Origin of the sequence: Streptomyces sp. NPDC094032 (genome assembly GCF_040303965.1) — a bacterium.
Lineage (GTDB): Bacteria > Actinomycetota > Actinomycetes > Streptomycetales > Streptomycetaceae > Streptomyces.
In genome coordinates, this window is record NZ_JBEOUE010000034.1 from 35,975 (window position 1) to 53,902 (window position 17,928).

Consider the following 17,928-nt stretch of genomic DNA (forward strand, 5'->3'; position numbering starts at 1 on the left):
CGTATGCTGACGCGCAGGTGGAAGCAGGGGGGCTCAGCATGCGGTACGACATCGTCGTTCGGGTCGACGAGGCGGGGGCGGAGGGCGACTTCGACGAGGGCCGTGAGCTGCGGTCTCTCGCACGGTGGCTCAGGGACGACGACGCGATCCGTACCACCGCGATCGTCGAGTTGCGCTCGGCGCCCACGCCGAGCGGCGCCATGGGGAACGTCTTCGACGCCGTCCAGCTGACCGCCGACAGCGGCTTCCAGCTGGCCAACCTGGCTCTCGCGTACGTGACGTGGCGCGCGGGCAGGCGCAGGCCCCCGGCCGTCACCATCGAGCACGAGGGCGTCCGGGTGGAGCTCGACACCGCCGATCCCGACGAGGTCGCCCGGCTCCTCGCCGCTCTGCGCCAGGACAGGTGACGGGCGGGTTGTCCGGCCCCCTGCCGGACCCGCAGCGGTCCAGGGCCGTGCTCATCGGCACGGCTCACTACCGGCACATGCCAGAGCTGCCCGCGGTGGCGAACAACCTCGATGCCCTCCAGCGGATCCTCACCGCCCGCACGCTGCTCGACCTCGCACCCGAACACTGCGCGACGATCCTCGATCCCGTGACCCCCGGGGAGGTCCTCGGCCCTGTCCGGCGAGCGGCGCTCGAAGCCCAGGACACCTTGATCGTCTACTTCTCCGGCCACGGGCACCAGGAAGAGGAGGACTTCGAGCTGTATCTCGGGCTCCAGGAGTCGCACCCCGAATCGCCCGAGAACTCCCTCGCCTATTCGATGCTGCGCACAGCCGTGCGGCGTACCAGGGCCAGACGCCGGGTCGTCATCCTCGACAGCTGCTTCAGCGGGCTCGCGATGGGGGCCATGTCCGGTACGGGGCCGGACGATCCCGCGTCCGCGCTCGCCGGACAGGCCGCCGTCGAGGGCGCGTATCTGATGTGCTCCGCCTCGCGTACGGCGCTCGCGCTCGCGGCGCCCGGCGAACCGTACACCGCCTTCACCGGCGAGCTCATCGACATCCTGGGCCGGGGCGTCGAGGGCGGCCCCGAGTACATCACCCTGGACGGGGCTTTCCAGGAGGTGCGCGACCGGCTCCTGTCGAAGTCCCGCCCCAGGCCGAGGAAGCAGGCCCTCGACGACATCGGCGGCCTCGCGCTCGTCCGGAACCAGCGGGCCGCGCGGCGGCCCCACCCCGCGCCGGGCGGGACGGCGGGGGCCGGGGGAGGTCCGCGGCTGCTCGGCGACCGGTACGAGGTGGGGGCGATGGTCCGCCGCGGTGGCGTGGCCGAGGTGTACATCGCCCGCGACGTCCGGCTCGGGCGCACCGTCGCCGTGAAGATGCTGAGGGCGGACCTCGTCGGCGAGACGTACCTCCTGGCGCGGTTCCGCCGGGAGGCCCAGTCGGCGGCGCTGCTCAACCACCCGTCGGTCGTGGCGATCCACGACAGCGGTGACGCGTACGTCGACGGGGTCTCCCTCCCGTACATCGTGATGGAGTACGTGGACGGCTCGACCCTGCGCGAGTTGCTCCAATCCGGGCGCAAGTTGCTGCCGGAGCGTGTGCTGGAGGTGGTGGCCGGCATCCTCCTCGCGCTGGAGTACGCGCATCGCGCCGGGATCGTGCACCGGGACATCAAACCGGCGAGCGTGATGCTGACCCGTACCGGTCAGGTCAAGGTCAAGGGCTTCGGCCTCGTACACCCCCCGGGCGACGGCGGCACGGGCACGACGGACAAGGGTACGGTGATGGGCACGGTCCAGTACCTCTCCCCGGAGGCGGCCAAGGGCGAGCCGGCCGACGCCCGTTCCGATCTGTACTCCACCGGCTGCCTGCTGTACGAGCTGCTGACGCTCCGTCCGCCGTTCACCGGCGACAGGCCGGTCGCCATCGCGTACCAGCACGTACGCGGCGTGCCCCGGCCGCCGTCCGCCTTCGACTCCGAGGTCACGCCCGAGATGGACGCCCTGGTCCTGAAGGCGCTGGTGAAGGACCCCCAGCACCGCTTTCAGTCCGCCGACGAGATGCGCCGGGCCGTCGAGCGGATACTCGACGCGCCGTGGGGAGGGGACCGGGACGGCGGGCGATGAGCGCCTCCGAGACGGCCGGATCAGGGCGTGCTGTCCGGTCCCTCGGGGAGCGCGAGGAGGAGGGGCGAGCCCAGCCGGGCGTCCGGATGCATGCCGAGCAGGTGGTGGACCACCCCGGACAGGCCGGGGAGCAGCCCGGGTGCGAACGCCTCCTTGGCGAGGCCGCCGACCGGGCCCCGCTGCTCGATGCCGGTGAGCAGCTCGCCGTCCGCCTCCGCGGCCGACGGGCCCTCGTAGCCCTCCAGGGCTCGTAGGCGGCGCAGGAGTTCCGCGAGACCGAGGTCGCCGTGGCACAGGGTGTGGCTCCAGCCGAAGCCCTCGCGCAGACCGGCCGGGCCCGAACGGAGCGCCGTCCGCAGATGGCGGGGATCGCCCGTGCGCGCGTGGAGGTCGACGGCGGCCAGGCCGATGCCCGTACTGCCGTGACACCACGCGGTGGGATGGTCCACGTCCCCTCCGATCCGCGCGTCGGCCCAGGCGGCCACCTCCGGCTCGTACAGCGACTCCTCGAAGTCGTGGGCCAGCGAGCCGAGTTCGTGCCACCGGACCCGGTCGGCCGGACTCCCGGCCGGGGAGAGGGCGAGCCGCGTGAGGGCCCATCCGGCCCCGGTGGCGCCGTGGGCGAAGCCGCCGATGCCCTCCGGGAACATGACGGTGGACCAGCGTGCTCCCAGGTCGTTCACCACCGCCGTCCGCTCAAGCCGCCGGCCCGCCTCCGCCGCGACGTCCAACCAACGCTCCTCGCCCGTGAGTCCGGCGAGATCGAGGAGCGGGACCGGCACCCCGGCCACGCCGCCGAGCACGTCCAGCGCCCGGTCCTCGGCGAGGGCCTCCGGAGTCAGCAGCGCGGCCCTGGCGCGGGCCCGGTCCAGCAGCCCGGGCGTCCCGAGGAGGCGGTGCAGCGCGGCCCACGTCCACACCTGCGAGGCGATGCCGGTGAACCCGCCGAGCTGACGCGTCGGCGTCGCGTCCTCGGTGGCGGCCAGCACCTCCAGGGCGCCGGCCAGGACGGACTCCACACCGTGTACGGGGTCGGCGCGACCGGCCCGCTGCTCCCGCAGATACGCGGCGAGGGCGAGGGCGACACCGCCCTGCCCGGTGTAGAGGTCCGCGCCGAGCGGGCGGATCGCCCAGCCGTAGTCCGTCAGCACGGGGCTGATCCAGGTCGCGGTGGCGTCGCTGCCGCGCACGGCGGCCGCGCAGACCGTCCCCACGGCCTCGGCCGCCAGCGCGCGCCGACGCCGGTCCAGATCATCGGCGTGCGGGGAGCGGGCGGGCGTCCTCACCCGTCCGGGAAGGCGCCGCTCGTTCAGATACGCGCCGACCAGCGCGCTGCGGATGGTGTCCCGCTCGCGCGCGAGGTCCGCGTCCCGCCAGCCCGCCAGGAAGGCGGCCGGCAGCTCCGCGTCCACCCGCGTGTCGAACACGGGGACGTCTCCGACCAGGAGGTCCGCGATCTCCCGGTCGATCACCGCCGGTTCGCGCGGCGCGCCCGGGGCGGCGAGGGCGTTGCGGTGGAGGATGTCCCGGGCCCGCGCCCGGGCGGCGTCGGGGTCGTGCAGCGAGGCGGGGTGCCAGAGCATCCGGCCGATGTCCGTGTACGTCTGGGTGGGGCGCCGGATCCGGCGGACCCGGCAGCCGGTGAACGCGCCGACCAGGGCGCCGAGTTCACCGGCCGCGTCGAGCTCGGCCAGGGCTCCGGTGACCGCGTCGAAGCCGGCCAGGACCCGGTCCCAGTGGCGTATCAGCACGGGCTCGGGGCTGGGGTGGTTGCGGGCCGGCGGCAGCTCCACCTCGTCGACCTCCAGGCGCGCGGTGTCCCGCCCGCCGTCCGCGATGACCGGGACGCGGATGCGCGGCTGCTGCCCGGGCAGGCCGCCGGCGGCCGAGAGGTCCACCCCGGCCAGCGCGTAGCCGTCGGTGCGCAGCGGGAGGATGCCGGTCCGCAGCACGGTGGTGCGGATCGTCCGGGCGGCCCGGTCGACGGCGTCGCCGCGCCCGCTCGGCGCGACGTCCACGTCCGGGGTGAACAGGGCCTCGGCGTCGACCACGGCGGGCACCGGGCCGTGGGCCACCAGGTTCTCGGCGTGCAGGTCGGTGCCGCCGAGCAGCCGCATCACCGCCAGCCAGCCGCCCAGGCCCCGGTAGAAGCGCGCCAGCTCCGCCTCGTCCCGGCAGTAGCGGTGCCCGAGGTACTCGGCCCAGCCGTAGCCGTCCCGGACCACCACCCTCGGCACGCCCAGGTCCTCGGCGCCGGGGACGGCCGCGACGAAGGCGCGGAGGGCGGCGTCCACCGCCACGGGCCGCGGCTTGTACATGACGGCGGCGTCGGCGAAGGTCAGCCGGGCCACCGCCCTCCCTCCCTGGTGGGTGTCCCCGCGGGCGAGCTCCAGGCCGCGCAGCGGTCCCGGTTCGGCGCCGAGCAGCTCGGTGACGGCCGGCCGGTCGGCGGCGAACCGGGCGCCCAGCTCCACGGCTCCCTCGATCAGGAGCCGTCCGGAGGCGAGGGCCCGCGGGTGCAGCGCCGGGTACCTCCGGCGCAGGGTCTCGGCGAAGCCGGGGGCGCAGGCGCGCCCGAGGAAGGCGTCCCAGCGGGCGGACGGGTCCGCGCCCGGCAGCTCGCCGGCCAGCGAGGCGGCCCGCAGCTCAAGCAGGAGCACGCGGTTGAGCCGCAGCTGGAGGGTGCGGCGGAGGGCGTCGCGCGTCGCCTCGCGCAGCACCTCCCGCTCCTCCGGGGCCAGTCCGTCGATCTTCCGCACCCGGCGGTCAAGCTCCGTGAACAAGGGCTCCGCGAAGGTGTCCACCGGACCCGCGAACCACCCCTCCGGGGGCGGCTCTTGTGCCGCTCGGGCCGCTGCCACGGGCTCCACCATGCGGGGTCCTCTCCTGTCCTGACGGCTGGGGCGGGCTGCCGTGCGCCGGGCGGGTCGGCCCGGACCGGGGAACCCGTGGAGGGTTCCCCGGGTGGTGCGTTCGACGGGATTGACGGGATTGACGGGATGCGGCGGTGTCAGCAGCAGTAGCTGTGCAGGGAACCGGTACAGCTGCTGCACCCCGTCAGCAGGGCCTCGGTGCCGTCGGTGAGCGCGGCCTCGCCGGCGGCGCCGCCGACGTAGAGCGGGCCGGCCGGGTTGTCGGCGCCGAAGGCCGTTTCGGCGCCCTGGAGCCAGGCGGTGACGATGTCGTCCGTACGCGTCGTCGACATGACGGGCATGGATTCCTCCTGTGATGCGCGGGAATGGAATGACGCGGCCTCCAGAATCCACCGGAGGAACTCCGTCCGGGACCCGCCAGAACCGGCCAATCGCGGACGACGTGCTCGCGGCGGCGGGTGTCGTCGACGGCGGTCGACTCCACCGCCGTGGCCCGCTCAGTCGTCGAACCACACGACGAGGCGCACGTTGTCGTCGCCGTGCTGTTCGGCGAGTTCCTCCATGGCTTCCCAGACGGGTGGCCAGTCGCCGGTGTCGATGACGGCATCTCTGCGGCACATGGTGACCGATCTGTAGAGCGTGTCCCCGACGAGCCACTCACTTCCTTCAGGCCACTCCCGAACCTCACCGGGCTTGAGACCGACGGCCTCGGCGAACGCCTCACCATTCCAGGAGGCCTTGGCCGTCATCCTGAGCCCGTTCGGCGTCTGGCGGTATTGGTGAAGCCGGCTGTCGGGCTTCTCCGCGGGCTCGTCCCAGTCGACGGCCTTCACCTCGGCCCAGGTGATCCACGTGGTGCCGTGAAAGCCGTCTTCGCCGTACCACTCGGTCAGCTGGGCGAACCGCGCGGCCATGGCGTCCGAGGCATCGGAAGGAAACCCCCTGCCTGCGGCCAAGGGCCGGAAGTTCGCGTAGTTGCGGACCCCGAAGAGACAACCGAACGCGTCGTAGTTGCCGACGTCGTTGAGGGAGTCGAGGTTGTGCGCGCTGTACCAGGTCGGCTCCTGTCCGTCCCGCAGCACCCGGTATTCGATGAAGCCGCTGATATCCGTACCCATGCCAGGCATTCTTCCGGCGTCGTCAACTACTTATATCTGTGTCGGATCGACGGCCCGGGATCTCGCCGTGATGGAGTCGGCGAGGTGGTTCAGGCCCTCGGGACGGCTTTCGAGGAACAGGTTCGGCTCGATCAGTTCCAGCTCCATGACCACCGGCCTTCTGGTCTCGTCCAGGACCAGGTCCACCCGGGCGAACAGGAGGGCGTCCGCTGTCGGGACCGCCGCCAGGGCCGTCAGGGCCGTGGTGATCTCCTCGTCGGTCGGGTCGTACGGGGTGACGTCGGGGTGCGGCACCCGGTCGTTGTCGATCTCGCCGGACTCGGTCAGTACGGGGCCCTTTCGGATCGCGTGGCTGAATGTGCCCCCGATGAAGACCAGAGCCCGCTCTCCCTCCTCCACGAGACGCAGGTAGGGCTGGACCATCACGATCCGGCCCTGCTCCAGCAGCGCCCGGACGTGCTGCTCGGCGGCGGCGTGCTGATCGGGCTCGTACCGGGCGGTGTCGACCGCGCCTGCGGAGATCGCGGGCTTGACCACGACCGGGCCGTCGCCGAGGAAGCCCTCCTCGGCGACGGGCGAGCCCGGCTCGATGAAGCGGGTGGGAACGACGTCCACGCCCTTCTCCGCGAGGTCGCGTAGATAGCGCTTGTCGCTATTCCAGCGCACCACCGGAGCCGGATTCCACAGACGCGTCCCGCGGGCCGCCCTGTCGGCCCAGGCCAGGAACGTCTCGATACGTTCCGTGTAGTCCCAGGTAGACCGGATGACGGCCAGATCGAAACGTTCCCACGCCACATCCGGCGCGTCCCAGGCCACCGGGACCCCCACCACACCACGAGCGCGCAACGCCTCCACGATCAGCGGAAGATCGGCGTCCCACTCCATCCCGGCCCCACTGGTCACGATCGCGACCCTGCCACTCCCCACGCGACTCTCCTGTCGTCACTCGTCCCTGTCCCCGCAGCCTAGGCGGGCCGGGCGCGGGCTGCGAGGCACGGCGACCCAGCCGTACGGTGAAGGGGCGGCGCACCGTGTTCGAACGGTGCGCCGCCCCTTCACGGCCGGGGGTCGAACGGGCCTACTCCGTGAAATACCCCGCCACATCGGCCAGCAGGTCCACCGTGCCGGAGTGGTTGTACAGCGTCACCTTGCCGTCGTGGACCGGGACGACGACCTGGTTGGCGATCGTGCGGCCGGCGGCGACGTTCAGGTTCGAGGTGGTCGGGCGCGGGGTGCCGTACGGGTAGGCCGAGACGTAGGTCGGCGCGGTCGGGTTCGTGGCGGTCACGTTCATGACGAGCGCCGATACGCCGGTGGCCGGGACTCCGCCCTGGCCCGCGACCTGCACGGACACCGTCCTGCCCGCGCCGACCGGGGCCTTCGGGGCCCCCACACCGGCGACGGTGCTCAGGATCCGGGCCGGGGGCACGGCCTTGAAGCGGTCGCCCGTGGCGGTGAAGTAGCCGGCCACGTCGGCCAGGAGGTCGACCGAACCGGCGTGGTTGTAGAGGGTGATCCGGCCGTTCTCGACCGGGACGGTCACCAGGTTGGCCACGGTCTGGCCCGCGGTCACGTTCAGGTTCGAGGTGGTCGGGCGCGGGGTGCCGTACGGGTAGGCCGAGACGTAGGTCGTCGCGGTCGGGTTCGTCGCGGTCACGTTCACCGTCACCGCCGTCACGCCCGTGGCCGGAACCCCGCCACGACCCGCGACCTGCACGGACACCGTCCGGCCGGCGCCGACGGCGGCCTTCGGCGCGCCGGTGCCCGCCACGGTGCTGAGGAGCCGGGCGGGGGTCACCGCCCGGAAGCGGTCGCCCTCGCCGTCGAGGGTGTAGAAGCCGGCCACGTCGGCGAGCAGGTCGACCGAACCGGCGCGGTTGTAGAGCGTCACCTTGCCGTCCTTGCCGACCGGGACGGTCACGAGGTTCGGCGCGGTCCGGCCGGCCATCACGTTCAGGCTGGACGTGGCGGGACGGTCCGTACCGGTGGGGTAGACCGACACGTACGTCGTCGCCGTCGGGTTGGTCGCGGTCACGTTCAGGGTCACCGCCGTCACACCGGCCCCCTCCACCCCACCGCGCCCGGTGACCTGGAGCGTCACCGTGCCGCCGGGACCGACCTTCGCCTTCGGAGCGGCGAAGCCGGTCACGGTGCTGAGGAGCCTGGCCGGGGCCACCGGCTCGTACGTGCCGAGACCGCCCCGCGTCAGGAACGCCCCACCGACGCGGCGCAGGTCGGGCCCGACACCGTCGGCGGGCGCGGCGGCCAGCTCCCACGTGTACCGCCCGTCGGCCAGCGCCGCACCGTCGTCGCCGCGGCCGTCCCACACGGCCTTCACCAGCCCCCGCGCCTCGCCCCCGCGCAGGGTCCGCACCACGGTCCCCGCCCGGTCCTTGAGCGTCAGCGACCAGGAGGCAGCGGGCTTGTTCAGCCACCACCTGCCGGTCCAGGAGGGGGCGGCGGCGAGGTCCAGGATCCCCGCCTCGTCGTGGTCGAGGACCCCGAGGCCGGACGCGGGGACGCCGGACTGGGCGACGTGGATGCGCTGCTCCTTGTCGGAGTAGGCGATGGGGCCGCCGAAGCGGTCCACGGTCCAGTAGTCGGCGGCGGGGACGTCGCCGATCACCCGCGTCGGCCCCGCCCCGCGCAGGGGCGTGACGGACAGCACCCCGCCCTTCGAGTGCGCGAGGTAGCCGTCGCCCAGCATCGCCCGGTCGTGCGGAGGCAATGGAATGTCGGTGCCGGAGTTCCACTCCTGGACGCCCGCCTTCGCGTCCCCGCAGCGCCAGTAGAGGTACGCCCCCCACACCTGGAGCTCCGTCAGGTCGCAGTCGGACACCTTCCGCGACCACGACGCGCCGGTGCGCACGTCGAACCTTTCGACGACACCGGTCGGCACGCTTTCCTGCCACAGCTTGTCGCCGGCGAGGGAGGAGACCCGACCGCTGACGTTCGGCGACCGCAGGACGACCTCCTGGGTGTCCAGATCGGCGACCTGCGTCTGCTGGTCGGCGGTCTTGTAGGAGATGTAGCGCCCTGACGCCTGCGGCATCCCTTGGCGGGGGATGCCCGTCAGGGACGTACCCGGCAGACTCCGCCCGGCCTCGACCACGTGCGGGTGGAAGTCCGCGTCGCTGAACACGGCGCGGCCGTCGCCGGTCCGGAGCCCCGTGCACGAGACGATCGGGCCGCAGACGCCGTCACCGGCGAGCTCCCGCTTCGGCCCGACGGCCGGCTCGCCACCCGTCGTCAGCTCCCGTTCCCGTACCGCTGCCTTGGCGTACGGCAGGGTCTCGTACGACATGAGGACGCCCTGGGCCATCGACATCTCCCCGACCCTGGTGACGACCGGCGGGATGACGGCGACCTTCTCCACGACGGGCGCCCCGCCGCCCTCCCCGGCCCGGATCGAGTGGACCGCGCGCTCGTCGCCGCTCCCGGATCGCGTCGCGATCACCCGCCCGTCGGTACCGGCCCGGGTGACACCCGTGATCCGGTCGAGGACCTCCTGATCCGTACCGCCCGCGAGCGGACGCGCGAGGAGCCGGTCGCCGCCCTCGCCGGGGACGCGGACCAGGATCCGGTCGCCGAGGAGGGCCGCCGGGGTGCCGCCGGCCCAGTCGAGTTCGTGGAGCGGTGCGGAGAAGTCGCCCGTCAGGTCCCAGATCTGGACCCGGCCCGGGACGGGGAAGCGGAACAGGTACCGGTCCGCGGTGACGTTGGGGCCACCGGTCGGGTCGGGTCCCAGGTCCACCGTCCGGGCGGTGAAGGCGCGGTCGATCCACACGGTCGTCGTGACGTCGTTCAGCCGGTACGTGAGCCAGAAGCCGTGCGGGGACCCCGAGCGGGTGAAGCCCGTCAGGATCTCGGCGCCTTCCGGGAGCGTCAGCACGCGGTCGGTCACCTGGCCCTGCGCGAGGCTCAGCCGATGCCAGATCCAGGGCTTCGCCACCTCGTACGTCACGAGGCTCTGCCCGAGCATGGTCCAGGACCGCTGCCCGGCGGTCGCCGGGATCGCCTGCGACGTCCGCGTCGCCGGGTCCCAGAGCCGGGCGCTCGAAGACGAGAGCGTGGCGACCAGGTCCGTGCCGGTGTCCACCGGCCCCCCGTAGGGGACCGGGGTGCGTGTGCCGCCGGAGAACGAGAACCAGTGGTATCCGCCGTACTCGCCGCCCTGGACGAACCCGGTCGTCCCCACCACGGGCAGCCTTCCCGCGTACGGGTCCGGCGTGAACTCCGCCGGGACGACGACCTCCGGCGGCGGCTCGGCCGCCACCGCAGGACCCGTCCCCAGAGGCATGAGGCTCATCAGCGCCGCCGCGGTCGCGACGACGGCCGCCGCGGCACGGCCGCGGCGGGTCTTCGTAGTGCTGTGCAAGAGTGGTCCCTCCCCAGGAACCGGGCCAAGTTTCCCCACCCGACCCGAGTGCGCAGACACTAACAGGGGCCGACCGCCCGTCGTCGGATCGTGACCGCCCTCGACCGATCATGGCGAGAAATGCGGTACGAAGTGCCCGGCCGGCGACCTACGTTCGGTGACACATCGGCCCGGCGCCGTCCGGTCAGAGCTCCCCGGGATAGTCCGCGTCCTCCCGGCACAGGGCGCGGGCCAGGCTTCGGTAGAAGAGGAGGACGCCGGGCTCCTTGGGGGATAGGTGGCCCCGCTCGCCGAAGCGGGACGTGGCGCCGCGCTGGACGGCCTCAAGGCCTCGGCGGTCCTCGCCGTTGATCACGGCGGCGTAGGCCTCGGCCTCCTTCCGGACGGCGTCGCGGTCCTGGTGCTCGACCAGGGACGGGGGCATCAGCACCCCGCCCCTGACGAGGGTGCGGTCGAGGGACGACGGGATCAGGCTGAGCCAGATCACCATGTCGCCGGAGGCGGCCAGGCTGCCCGAAGGGAAGACGAAGAAGCCGTACAGATGCGCTCGTTCCTCCTCGGTGAGGTCCAGGGCCAGCGGCTCCAGCGGGGCCGCGTACCGCACCCGCATGCTGTCTGCCCACGGCGAGTCCGCGCGCACCCGGGTCTCCGCCCCGCCCGGCGTCGTCGGCTGAAGCGTCTCCGGATGGAAGCCCATGACGTGGTAGTTCTCGTGCGCGTTCTCGACGGCGACCTTCCAGTTGCAGTGCCACTCCTCGGTCCACCCGGCGACCTGCGTCAGCTCCGGCAGCCGGTAGTTGACCAGGTCGTCGCCGATCCGGCGCAGATGCGGCCCCAGCGGCTCGGCGGAGGCGTCGAGGTTGACGAAGACGAAGCCGCGCCACTCCTCGACCGCGAACCCGGGCAGCCGGCAGGCCGACGGATCGAAGGCCGGATTGCGCTTCATATGGGTGGCGCCGACCAGCCGTCCGTCGAGGCCGTACCGCCACAGGTGGTACGGGCAGGTGAACACGTCCGTGCGGCCCGCGCCCTCCTCCACCACCGGCATCAACCGGTGCCGGCACACCGTCGACAGGCCCCGCAGCACACCGTCCTCGCCACGGACCACGACCACCGGCTCGCCCGCCACCGACAGCGCCACGTACGAACCGGACTCCGCCAGCTCGTCCGCGTGCGCGACCAGCACCCACGAGCGCCCGAACACCAGCTCCCGCTCCCGCTCCCACAGCTCGGGCGAGGTGAACGCCGCGGGCGGCAGGCTCAACGCCGCCGCGTCCGGCGCCAGATACCGCTCCAGCTCCGCCACGATCTCCTCGACGTCCACCACGGCCCTCCCTCGGTTCGGTCCGGCCGAGCCTCCTCGCGCGCACTCGTGAACCCCTCGCCGCCCGGTCGACACCCCGCCGCACCCCCTCCACCCGTCCCCCGCGTTTCCTCCAGCCGGCCCCCCGACGATCCGAGCATGTACGGCGCTGACCTCACCGAGATCCACGAACTCATCCACGAGAGCCGCGGCAAGGACTACGGGGCCGAGGCGCGGGAGCTCACCCGGCACGTCCGGCGGCTGCGGCCCGGAGCGGACTCCCTGCTCGACGTGGCCTGCGGCACCGGCGCGCACCTGCGCCACTTCGCCGGCCTCTACGCCCGGGTCGCGGGCCTGGAACTGTCCGAGCCGATGGTCCGCGCCGCCCGCCGCGGCCTGCCCGACGTCCCCGTCCACATCGGCGACATGCGGGACTTCGCCCTCGACGCCCGCTTCGACGTCGTCACCTGCATGTTCGGCTCCCTCGGGTACGCCACCGACGCGGCCGAACTCCACGCCACCCTGGCCGCCTTCGCCCGGCACCTGACACCCGGGGGAGTGGTGGCCGTCGACCCCTGGTGGTTCCCCGAGACCTACCTCGACGGATACGTCTCCGGGGACGTCACGACCCTCGGGGACCGGACCGTGGCCCGGGTGTCGCACTCCGCGCGGGACGGGGACGCCTGCCGGATGGACGTCCACTACGTGGTCGCCGACTCCGGTGCCGGGGCCCGGCACTTCAGCGAGACCCACCGCATCTCCCTCTTCCCCCGCGCCACGTACGAGGCCGCGTTCCGGGCGGCCGGACTCACCGTCGGCTACGTCCCCGGCCCGCACTCCGGCCGGGGGCTCTTCCTCGGGGCCGCCGCATGAGGCCCCCGACACGTCCCGGCGCCGCACCGACCCGCGACTCCCGGCTGGAGGCCGTATGCGCGTCCTGTTCGTGACCTCTCCCGGCCTCGGCCACCTCTTCCCGACCATCCCCCTGGCCCAGGCCTTCCGCGCCGCCGGACACCGGGTCCGGTACGCCACCGGAGGCCTCAGCCTGGCCGCCGCCGAGGCGGGCTTCGACACCGTCGACGTCACGCCCGGCCTCGACTACCTGCCCGTCTACCTGCCCCAGGAGCCAGGGGCGGACGGCGCACCGGTGGACCACCCCATGTTCGCCGAGGACCCCGACGACGCCGAACTGGCCACCCTCTTCGCCCGCGTCTCCGGCGTCATGGTGGACGGCGCCCTGGCCGCCGCCCGGCACTGGTCGCCCGATCTCGTCGTCGCCCCGCCCCTCCAGGGCGCCGGCCGGCTGGTCGCCGCCGCGCTCGGCGTGCCCCTGATCGAGCCCCGCCTCGGCTCGTACGACAGCGGCGCCCGCCTGCGCACCCTGCTCCGCGCCGGAATGGAGCCGCACTGGGACCGCCACGGCGTCACCGGCGAACCCGCCGCGACCGTGCCCCTCACCACCCTCCCCGAGAGCCTCACCGCCCTGCTCCCCGAGGACCGGCGCACGCCGCTCGCCGAGCCCGTACGCCATGTGCCCTACAACGGCGGGTCCGTGCTGCCCCCGTGGCTGGCCGAACCCGCGCGGCTGCCGCGCGTCGCCGTCACCCTGGGCACCATCGAGGCCCAGTGGGGCGGACTCGCGATCCTGGAACCCCTGATGGAGGCGGCCCGTGGCGTGGACGCCGAGTTCGTGGTCACCCTCGGCGGCGGCGACCCCGCGCTCCTCGGCGACGCCCCGCCCAACGTCCGCCTCGTCGAGTGGGCCCCGCTCGACCTGCTCCTGCACACCTGCGACGCGATCGTCCACCACGGCGGCAGCGGCACGATGCTCACGGCCGCCGCCGCCGGAATCCCGCAGTGCGTCATCCCGCGCGGCTCCTACCAGCAGACCGGGGCGGACCTGCTGCCCGCCCGCGGCATCGGCATCGTGGCCGAGCCGGGGAGCCTCGGCACCGCCGAATGCCGCGGCCTGCTCGGCGACGACCGGCTCCGCGAGAACGCGCGCCAGGTCAGGGACGAACTGCGCGCGATGCCCACACCCGCCGAGACGGCCGCCCGGCTCGTCGCGTCCCTCGGGTGAACCGCACTCCCACACCAGCGAGGAAAGACGAACAGATGCTGACGACCGCCCGTCTGACGGAGTACGGCCACCCCGACGAGGAGGCCCTGCGCCACTACCGCGACCAGGGTTTCGTCCACTTCCGCGCCGTGCTCTCCGCCGAGGAGGTGGCCGGCTACCGGGCCGCCGCCGAGGAACTCCTCGACAAGGAGGGCCCCGAGACCTGGGGCGCCTCCGAGGCGGAGACCCAGGTCCACTACGTGGAGGCCGCCTGGCGCAAGCACCCCGCGCTGCGCCGCCTGGCCCTGCACCCCGTGGTGACCCGGGCCGCCGAGCGCCTGGCCGGGGGGCCGCTGCGCCTCTACGGCACCGACGTCCTCAAGAAGGAGCCCCACGTCCACCTGCCCACCGTCGTCCACGACGACGAACCGGGCCTGCCGCTCGCCGGTCTTACCCGCACCCTCACCGTGTGGATCCCCCTCGTGGACGTGCCCGCCGACCGGGGCTCGCTGATCTACGTCCCCGGCTCGCACCGCCGCCCGCCGGAGCACCGCCAGATCCATCTGGCCGGATTCCAGGACTACCGGCCGATGGAGGAGGTCTGGCCGGACTTCCCCTACAGCCCCAGGGTCGCCGTCCCGATGCGCGCCGGCGACGTCGTCTTCCACGACTTCCGCACCGTCCACATGGCCGGGGTCAACACGGACGGCGAACGCCGGCTCGCCTTCGCCGCCGTCTACATGGACTCCGACGCCACCTACCGCCCCGGCGTACAGGACCATCCCGTCGCCCATCTGCGGCCGGGCGCCCCGGTCGACGGCGACCGGTTCCCCCTCATCGCCACCGGCACCGGAGCCGACGCGTGACCACGGACCGGGCGGACGTGGCGGAGCTCGGGGAGCGGCTCCAGCGCGCGTACGGGACGCTCTGGCTGCACCGCCTCAAGGGCGACCCCTACGCCGCCCTGCTGTGCGACGTCGACGAGGACCCGGGCCCGCTGCGCGAGCGCGTCCGGGCCGCCGGACCTCTGTGGCGCTCCGGCCCCGGGCCCTGGGTCACCGCGGACCCGGCCGTCGGCACCGCCCTGCTCGCCCACCCCGCGACCGCGCACGCGCCCGTCCTGCCCGACGAGGACCCCCGGCTGCCGGCGGCCCCCCTGCCCGTGCCCGACCTCGGCCCCCTGTGTGCCCGCCTGCTCGACGCGGCGGGACCGGAGTTCGACCTGGTCGCCGCCGTGGCCGAACCCCTCGCGGCGGGCGCCCTCGCCCAGGCGTGCGCGATCCCCGAGGCCGAGCACGGACGCTTCGCCGAGGCCCTCGCGGACTGCGGGACCCTCCTGGACGCCATGGTGTGCCCGCAGCGGCTCGCGACCGCCCGGCGCACGGGCCCCGCCCTCGACGTGCTGCGCACCCTCCTCGCGGCCGCCCCCGGCGCGCCGGACCCGGCGGCGGTCGTGGCAGGCGCCCGGATCGGCGCCGACCTCGTCACCCGTACCGTCCTCGCGGACACCGCACCGCCGCTGCGGATCGCCCCGCTGCTGGCCCATGCCGACATCGAGTTCGCGGGGGTGCGGATCGCGGCCGGTGAGCGGCTCGCGGTGCTGCTCGACGACGGCGACGACGCCGCCGGAACGGCCGAGCCGCCCGCGCTGCGCGCGACGGCCCCGCTCCGGCGCGCGATGGCGGAGACCGTCGTCGCGGCCCTGGCGGACCGGTACGCCGGACTGCGCCCTACGGCCCCGGCGGTACGCCGCCCCCGGGCGCCCCTGACCCGGGGCCCCGCCCGGGTCCCCCTGCGGGCGACCGCCGCCCCGGGCACGAGGAGGGCGGGCGCACGATGAGGGTCCTGTTCAGCTCCCTGGAAGGCAGCCACTTCCATCTGCTCGCCCCGCTGGCCTGGGCCCTGCGCACCGCCGGACACGAGGTCCGCGCCGCCTGCGTCCCCGGGGTGGTCGAGACCGTCACCCGGACCGGCATCACGGCCGTCCCCCTCGACAGCCCGCCCTGGTACGAGGGACTTGAGGAGTTCCACAAGGAGGCCATCGCCCACTTCGGCACGGCCGACCAGGACCGGGGCCGGGACGCCGACCTCGACGCGGAGGGTGGCTGGGCGGACCAGCTCGGCTACGAGAGCGTCATCGTGCCCGCCCTCAACTCCCGCCTCAACTCTGACCGGTTGATCGACGAACTGGTCGCCTTCGCCCGCCACTGGCAGCCGGACCTCGTCATCTGGGAGACGCTCTGCCTGGCCGGACCCGTCGCGGCGCTCACCGTCGGCGCGGCCCACGCCCGTCTGGTCTCCGGACCGGAGCTGGCCATGCAGCTCGGCACCCGGCGGGCCTTCCTGCGGCTCGCCGCCGAGCAGCCGCCCGAGCACCGCGAGGACCCCACCGCGGAATGGCTCGACCGCACCCTGGAACGGCTCGGCGCCGAGGCCCGCTTCGACGAGTCGATGCTCACCGGCCAGTGGACCGTCGACACCCGCCCGGCGAGCCTCCGCGAGGACCTGGGCCTGCCCGTCGTCCCCGCCCGCTACATCCCGTACAACGGCCGCTCGGCCGTGCCGAGTTGGCTCCGTGAGCCGCCGGCCCGGCCCCGGGTCTGTCTCACCCTCGGCGTCAGCATCGACAGCGGCTACGGCCTCTGGGACCTCGACACGGTCCTCGTCGGCATGCTGGACGCCCTCGCCGGACTGGACGTCGAGGTCGTCGCCGCCCTCTCCGCACCGCAGCGCGCCCACCTGCCGCCGCTCCCGGACACCGTACGGGTCGTGGACCACGTACCGCTGCACGACCTGCTCCCGACCTGCGCGGCCGTCGTCCACCACGGCGGCTACCAGACCAAGGCCACGGCGGAGTTCCACGGCGTCCCCCAGATCCTCCTCACCGGCTGGGAGTGGGTCACCGAGTCCATGGGCGCCGCCTACGAGAAGCAGGGCAACCTCCTGTCCCTGCCGCTGCGGGAGTTCACCCCCGACCGCTTCCGCGAGAAGGTCGCGGCGGTGCTCGGGGACCCGTCGTTCGCCGCGCACGCCCGGCGGCTGCGGCGCGAGACCGAGGAGATGCCGACGCCCAACGAGGCCGTCGCCGCCATCGAGCGGCTCACGGCCCGGCACCGGAAGGGACGGCGAGGAGCATGAGGCTCACGGAGATCCTGGCGGAGCTCGAACGGTACCTGGACGCCGACGCCCCCGAACTGAGCCTGCCCCCGGCGGCCTTCACCTCGCCCGAGCTGTGGCGGGCCGAACAGGAGCTGGTCCTCGGCCGCTCCTGGCTGCTCGCCGCCCACACCGACCAGCTCGCCGGTCCTGGCGCGGCCGTGACCGTCGCCCCCGGCGGCCGCCCCGTCACCGTGACCCGGGACCCGGACGGGGCGCTGCGCGCCCGGTCGGCCCTCGGCCCGCACCGGCCGGCGCCGGCCGTGGAGGAGTGGCGGGGCCTCGTCTTCGTCAACCCCGACGGGACCGCCGAGCCCCTCGCCCCGCACCTGCGGCGCACCGGAGCGGAACTCGCCGCGTACCGGCTGCCCGAGATGACGCAGGTCGCCGCCTGGACCGAGGAGTGGCGGTGCAACTGGAAGGTCGCGGTGCAGAACGCCCACGAGAACTACCACGCCATGGGGCTCCACCCCACCACGGTGGCCCTGATCACCCCGCCCGGCGGCGCCATGGAGGTACGCGCCGAGACCCGCTGGGTCACCAGGCTGCTCAGCCCGTTCCGCGAACCCCTGGCGAGCACGGCGCTGCCGCTCGACGCCGCCCAGCGGGCGACCATGTACAACTGCGCGGTCTTCCCCTGCGGCAGCCTCGCGGCCTTCGGCGACTCCGTCGTCTGGATCACGATGATCCCGCTGGCCGTCGACCGCGTCGAGGTACGCGGCGGGGTGCTCATGCACCCCGCCGCCCTGACGGGCCTGGACCGGGAAGCGCTCCGCGAGCAGTACGCCGAGATCGCGGCGGGCGCGGCGGTGGTCAACCGGGAGGACCGCGTCGGCATGGAGGCGGTCCAGCGGGTGGCCGGCTCCCGTTTCGCCGCACGCGGCCACCTCTCCCCGAAGGAACCGGGGGTGACCGCCTTCTACCGGGCCCTCGCCCGGTCCCTCACGGCCCCCTGACCCGTCGC

13 protein-coding genes and 2 pseudogenes are annotated in these 17,928 nt (G+C 73.9%); 9 read left to right on the plus strand and 6 right to left on the minus strand.

The genetic code is table 11. From position 1 onward, the window contains the following. Positions 1–38 precede the first annotated feature (38 nt). The 3 genes and pseudogenes from ABTZ54_RS32110 to ABTZ54_RS32120 form a co-directional block, all read left to right on the plus strand. On the plus strand, positions 39–407 hold the full coding sequence (locus ABTZ54_RS32110; protein WP_351670094.1) for an effector-associated constant component EACC1: 369 nt from the start codon (positions 39–41) through the stop codon (positions 405–407). A gap of 47 nt (positions 408–454) precedes the next feature. After that, positions 455–1,081, plus strand: a pseudogene (locus ABTZ54_RS32115) (caspase family protein); the annotation flags it as partial. Positions 1,082–1,222: 141 nt separating this feature from the next. Then, positions 1,223–2,041: pseudogene (locus ABTZ54_RS32120) on the plus strand (protein kinase domain-containing protein); the annotation flags it as partial. 56 nt (positions 2,042–2,097) lie between these two features. Here ABTZ54_RS32120 and ABTZ54_RS32125 read toward each other — a convergent pair. The 6 genes from ABTZ54_RS32125 to ABTZ54_RS32150 form a co-directional block, all read right to left on the minus strand. Then, positions 2,098–4,938 (minus strand): type 2 lanthipeptide synthetase LanM family protein, encoded by a 2,841-nt coding sequence (locus ABTZ54_RS32125; protein WP_351670097.1) that lies wholly within the window; start codon positions 4,936–4,938, stop codon positions 2,098–2,100. 149 nt (positions 4,939–5,087) lie between these two features. Continuing rightward, on the minus strand, positions 5,088–5,291 hold the full coding sequence (locus tag ABTZ54_RS32130; protein ID WP_351670100.1) for a DUF6229 family protein: 204 nt from the start codon (positions 5,289–5,291) through the stop codon (positions 5,088–5,090). Between the two features lie 156 nt (positions 5,292–5,447). After that, positions 5,448–6,068: a hypothetical protein gene (locus ABTZ54_RS32135; RefSeq protein ID WP_351670103.1), complete on the minus strand. Its 621-nt coding sequence runs from the start codon at positions 6,066–6,068 to the stop codon at positions 5,448–5,450. A 30-nt stretch (positions 6,069–6,098) separates the two neighbouring features. Beyond that, positions 6,099–6,995 carry an ATP-grasp domain-containing protein gene (locus ABTZ54_RS32140; protein WP_351670106.1) on the minus strand — a complete coding sequence of 299 codons (897 nt, stop codon included), beginning with the start codon at positions 6,993–6,995 and terminating at the stop codon, positions 6,099–6,101. A 151-nt stretch (positions 6,996–7,146) separates the two neighbouring features. Then, entirely contained in the window at positions 7,147–10,446 is a 3,300-nt protein-coding gene (locus ABTZ54_RS32145) for a FlgD immunoglobulin-like domain containing protein (RefSeq protein ID WP_351670109.1), read from the minus strand. A gap of 184 nt (positions 10,447–10,630) precedes the next feature. Further along, positions 10,631–11,770, minus strand: a complete 1,140-nt coding sequence (locus ABTZ54_RS32150) for an aromatic ring-hydroxylating oxygenase subunit alpha (protein ID WP_351670112.1) — start codon at positions 11,768–11,770, stop codon at positions 10,631–10,633. Between the two features lie 138 nt (positions 11,771–11,908). On the opposite strand from ABTZ54_RS32150, the gene ABTZ54_RS32155 reads away from it, so the two are divergent. The 6 genes from ABTZ54_RS32155 to ABTZ54_RS32180 are packed head-to-tail and all read left to right on the plus strand — an operon-like array spanning position 11,909 to position 17,920. After that, on the plus strand, positions 11,909–12,622 hold the full coding sequence (locus tag ABTZ54_RS32155) for a class I SAM-dependent methyltransferase (RefSeq protein WP_351670115.1): 714 nt from the start codon (positions 11,909–11,911) through the stop codon (positions 12,620–12,622). A 55-nt stretch (positions 12,623–12,677) separates the two neighbouring features. Then, positions 12,678–13,829, plus strand: a complete 1,152-nt coding sequence (locus tag ABTZ54_RS32160; protein WP_351670118.1) for a nucleotide disphospho-sugar-binding domain-containing protein — start codon at positions 12,678–12,680, stop codon at positions 13,827–13,829. A 35-nt stretch (positions 13,830–13,864) separates the two neighbouring features. Then, the gene (locus ABTZ54_RS32165) at positions 13,865–14,674 is read left to right on the plus strand and encodes a phytanoyl-CoA dioxygenase family protein (RefSeq protein ID WP_351670121.1); all 810 of its coding nucleotides are present in this window, start codon (positions 13,865–13,867) and stop codon (positions 14,672–14,674) included. Further along, positions 14,671–15,648 carry a cytochrome P450 family protein gene (locus ABTZ54_RS32170; RefSeq protein ID WP_351670124.1) on the plus strand — a complete coding sequence of 326 codons (978 nt, stop codon included), beginning with the start codon at positions 14,671–14,673 and terminating at the stop codon, positions 15,646–15,648. Before ABTZ54_RS32165 ends, ABTZ54_RS32170 begins: the two co-directional genes overlap by 4 nt. After that, complete coding sequence (locus ABTZ54_RS32175) at positions 15,645–16,946, plus strand: activator-dependent family glycosyltransferase (RefSeq protein WP_351670127.1); 1,302 nt, start codon at positions 15,645–15,647, stop codon at positions 16,944–16,946. The genes ABTZ54_RS32170 and ABTZ54_RS32175 overlap by 4 nt, the downstream gene beginning before the upstream one ends. Then, the gene (locus ABTZ54_RS32180) at positions 16,943–17,920 is read left to right on the plus strand and encodes an SRPBCC family protein (RefSeq protein WP_351670130.1); all 978 of its coding nucleotides are present in this window, start codon (positions 16,943–16,945) and stop codon (positions 17,918–17,920) included. Before ABTZ54_RS32175 ends, ABTZ54_RS32180 begins: the two co-directional genes overlap by 4 nt. Positions 17,921–17,928: the final 8 nt, after the last annotated feature.

What these genes read in the sequence shown, in the direction of transcription:
- ABTZ54_RS32110 (WP_351670094.1), top strand. Translation starts at nt 39, where the DNA reads ATGCGGTACGACATCGTCGTTCGGGTCGACGAGGCGGGGGCGGAGGGC.
- ABTZ54_RS32130 (WP_351670100.1), bottom strand. Translation starts at nt 5,291, where the DNA reads ATGCCCGTCATGTCGACGACGCGTACGGACGACATCGTCACCGCCTGG.
- ABTZ54_RS32135 (WP_351670103.1), bottom strand. Translation starts at nt 6,068, where the DNA reads ATGGGTACGGATATCAGCGGCTTCATCGAATACCGGGTGCTGCGGGAC.
- ABTZ54_RS32155 (WP_351670115.1), top strand. Translation starts at nt 11,909, where the DNA reads ATGTACGGCGCTGACCTCACCGAGATCCACGAACTCATCCACGAGAGC.
- ABTZ54_RS32160 (WP_351670118.1), top strand. Translation starts at nt 12,678, where the DNA reads ATGCGCGTCCTGTTCGTGACCTCTCCCGGCCTCGGCCACCTCTTCCCG.
- ABTZ54_RS32165 (WP_351670121.1), top strand. Translation starts at nt 13,865, where the DNA reads ATGCTGACGACCGCCCGTCTGACGGAGTACGGCCACCCCGACGAGGAG.
- ABTZ54_RS32175 (WP_351670127.1), top strand. Translation starts at nt 15,645, where the DNA reads ATGAGGGTCCTGTTCAGCTCCCTGGAAGGCAGCCACTTCCATCTGCTC.
- ABTZ54_RS32180 (WP_351670130.1), top strand. Translation starts at nt 16,943, where the DNA reads ATGAGGCTCACGGAGATCCTGGCGGAGCTCGAACGGTACCTGGACGCC.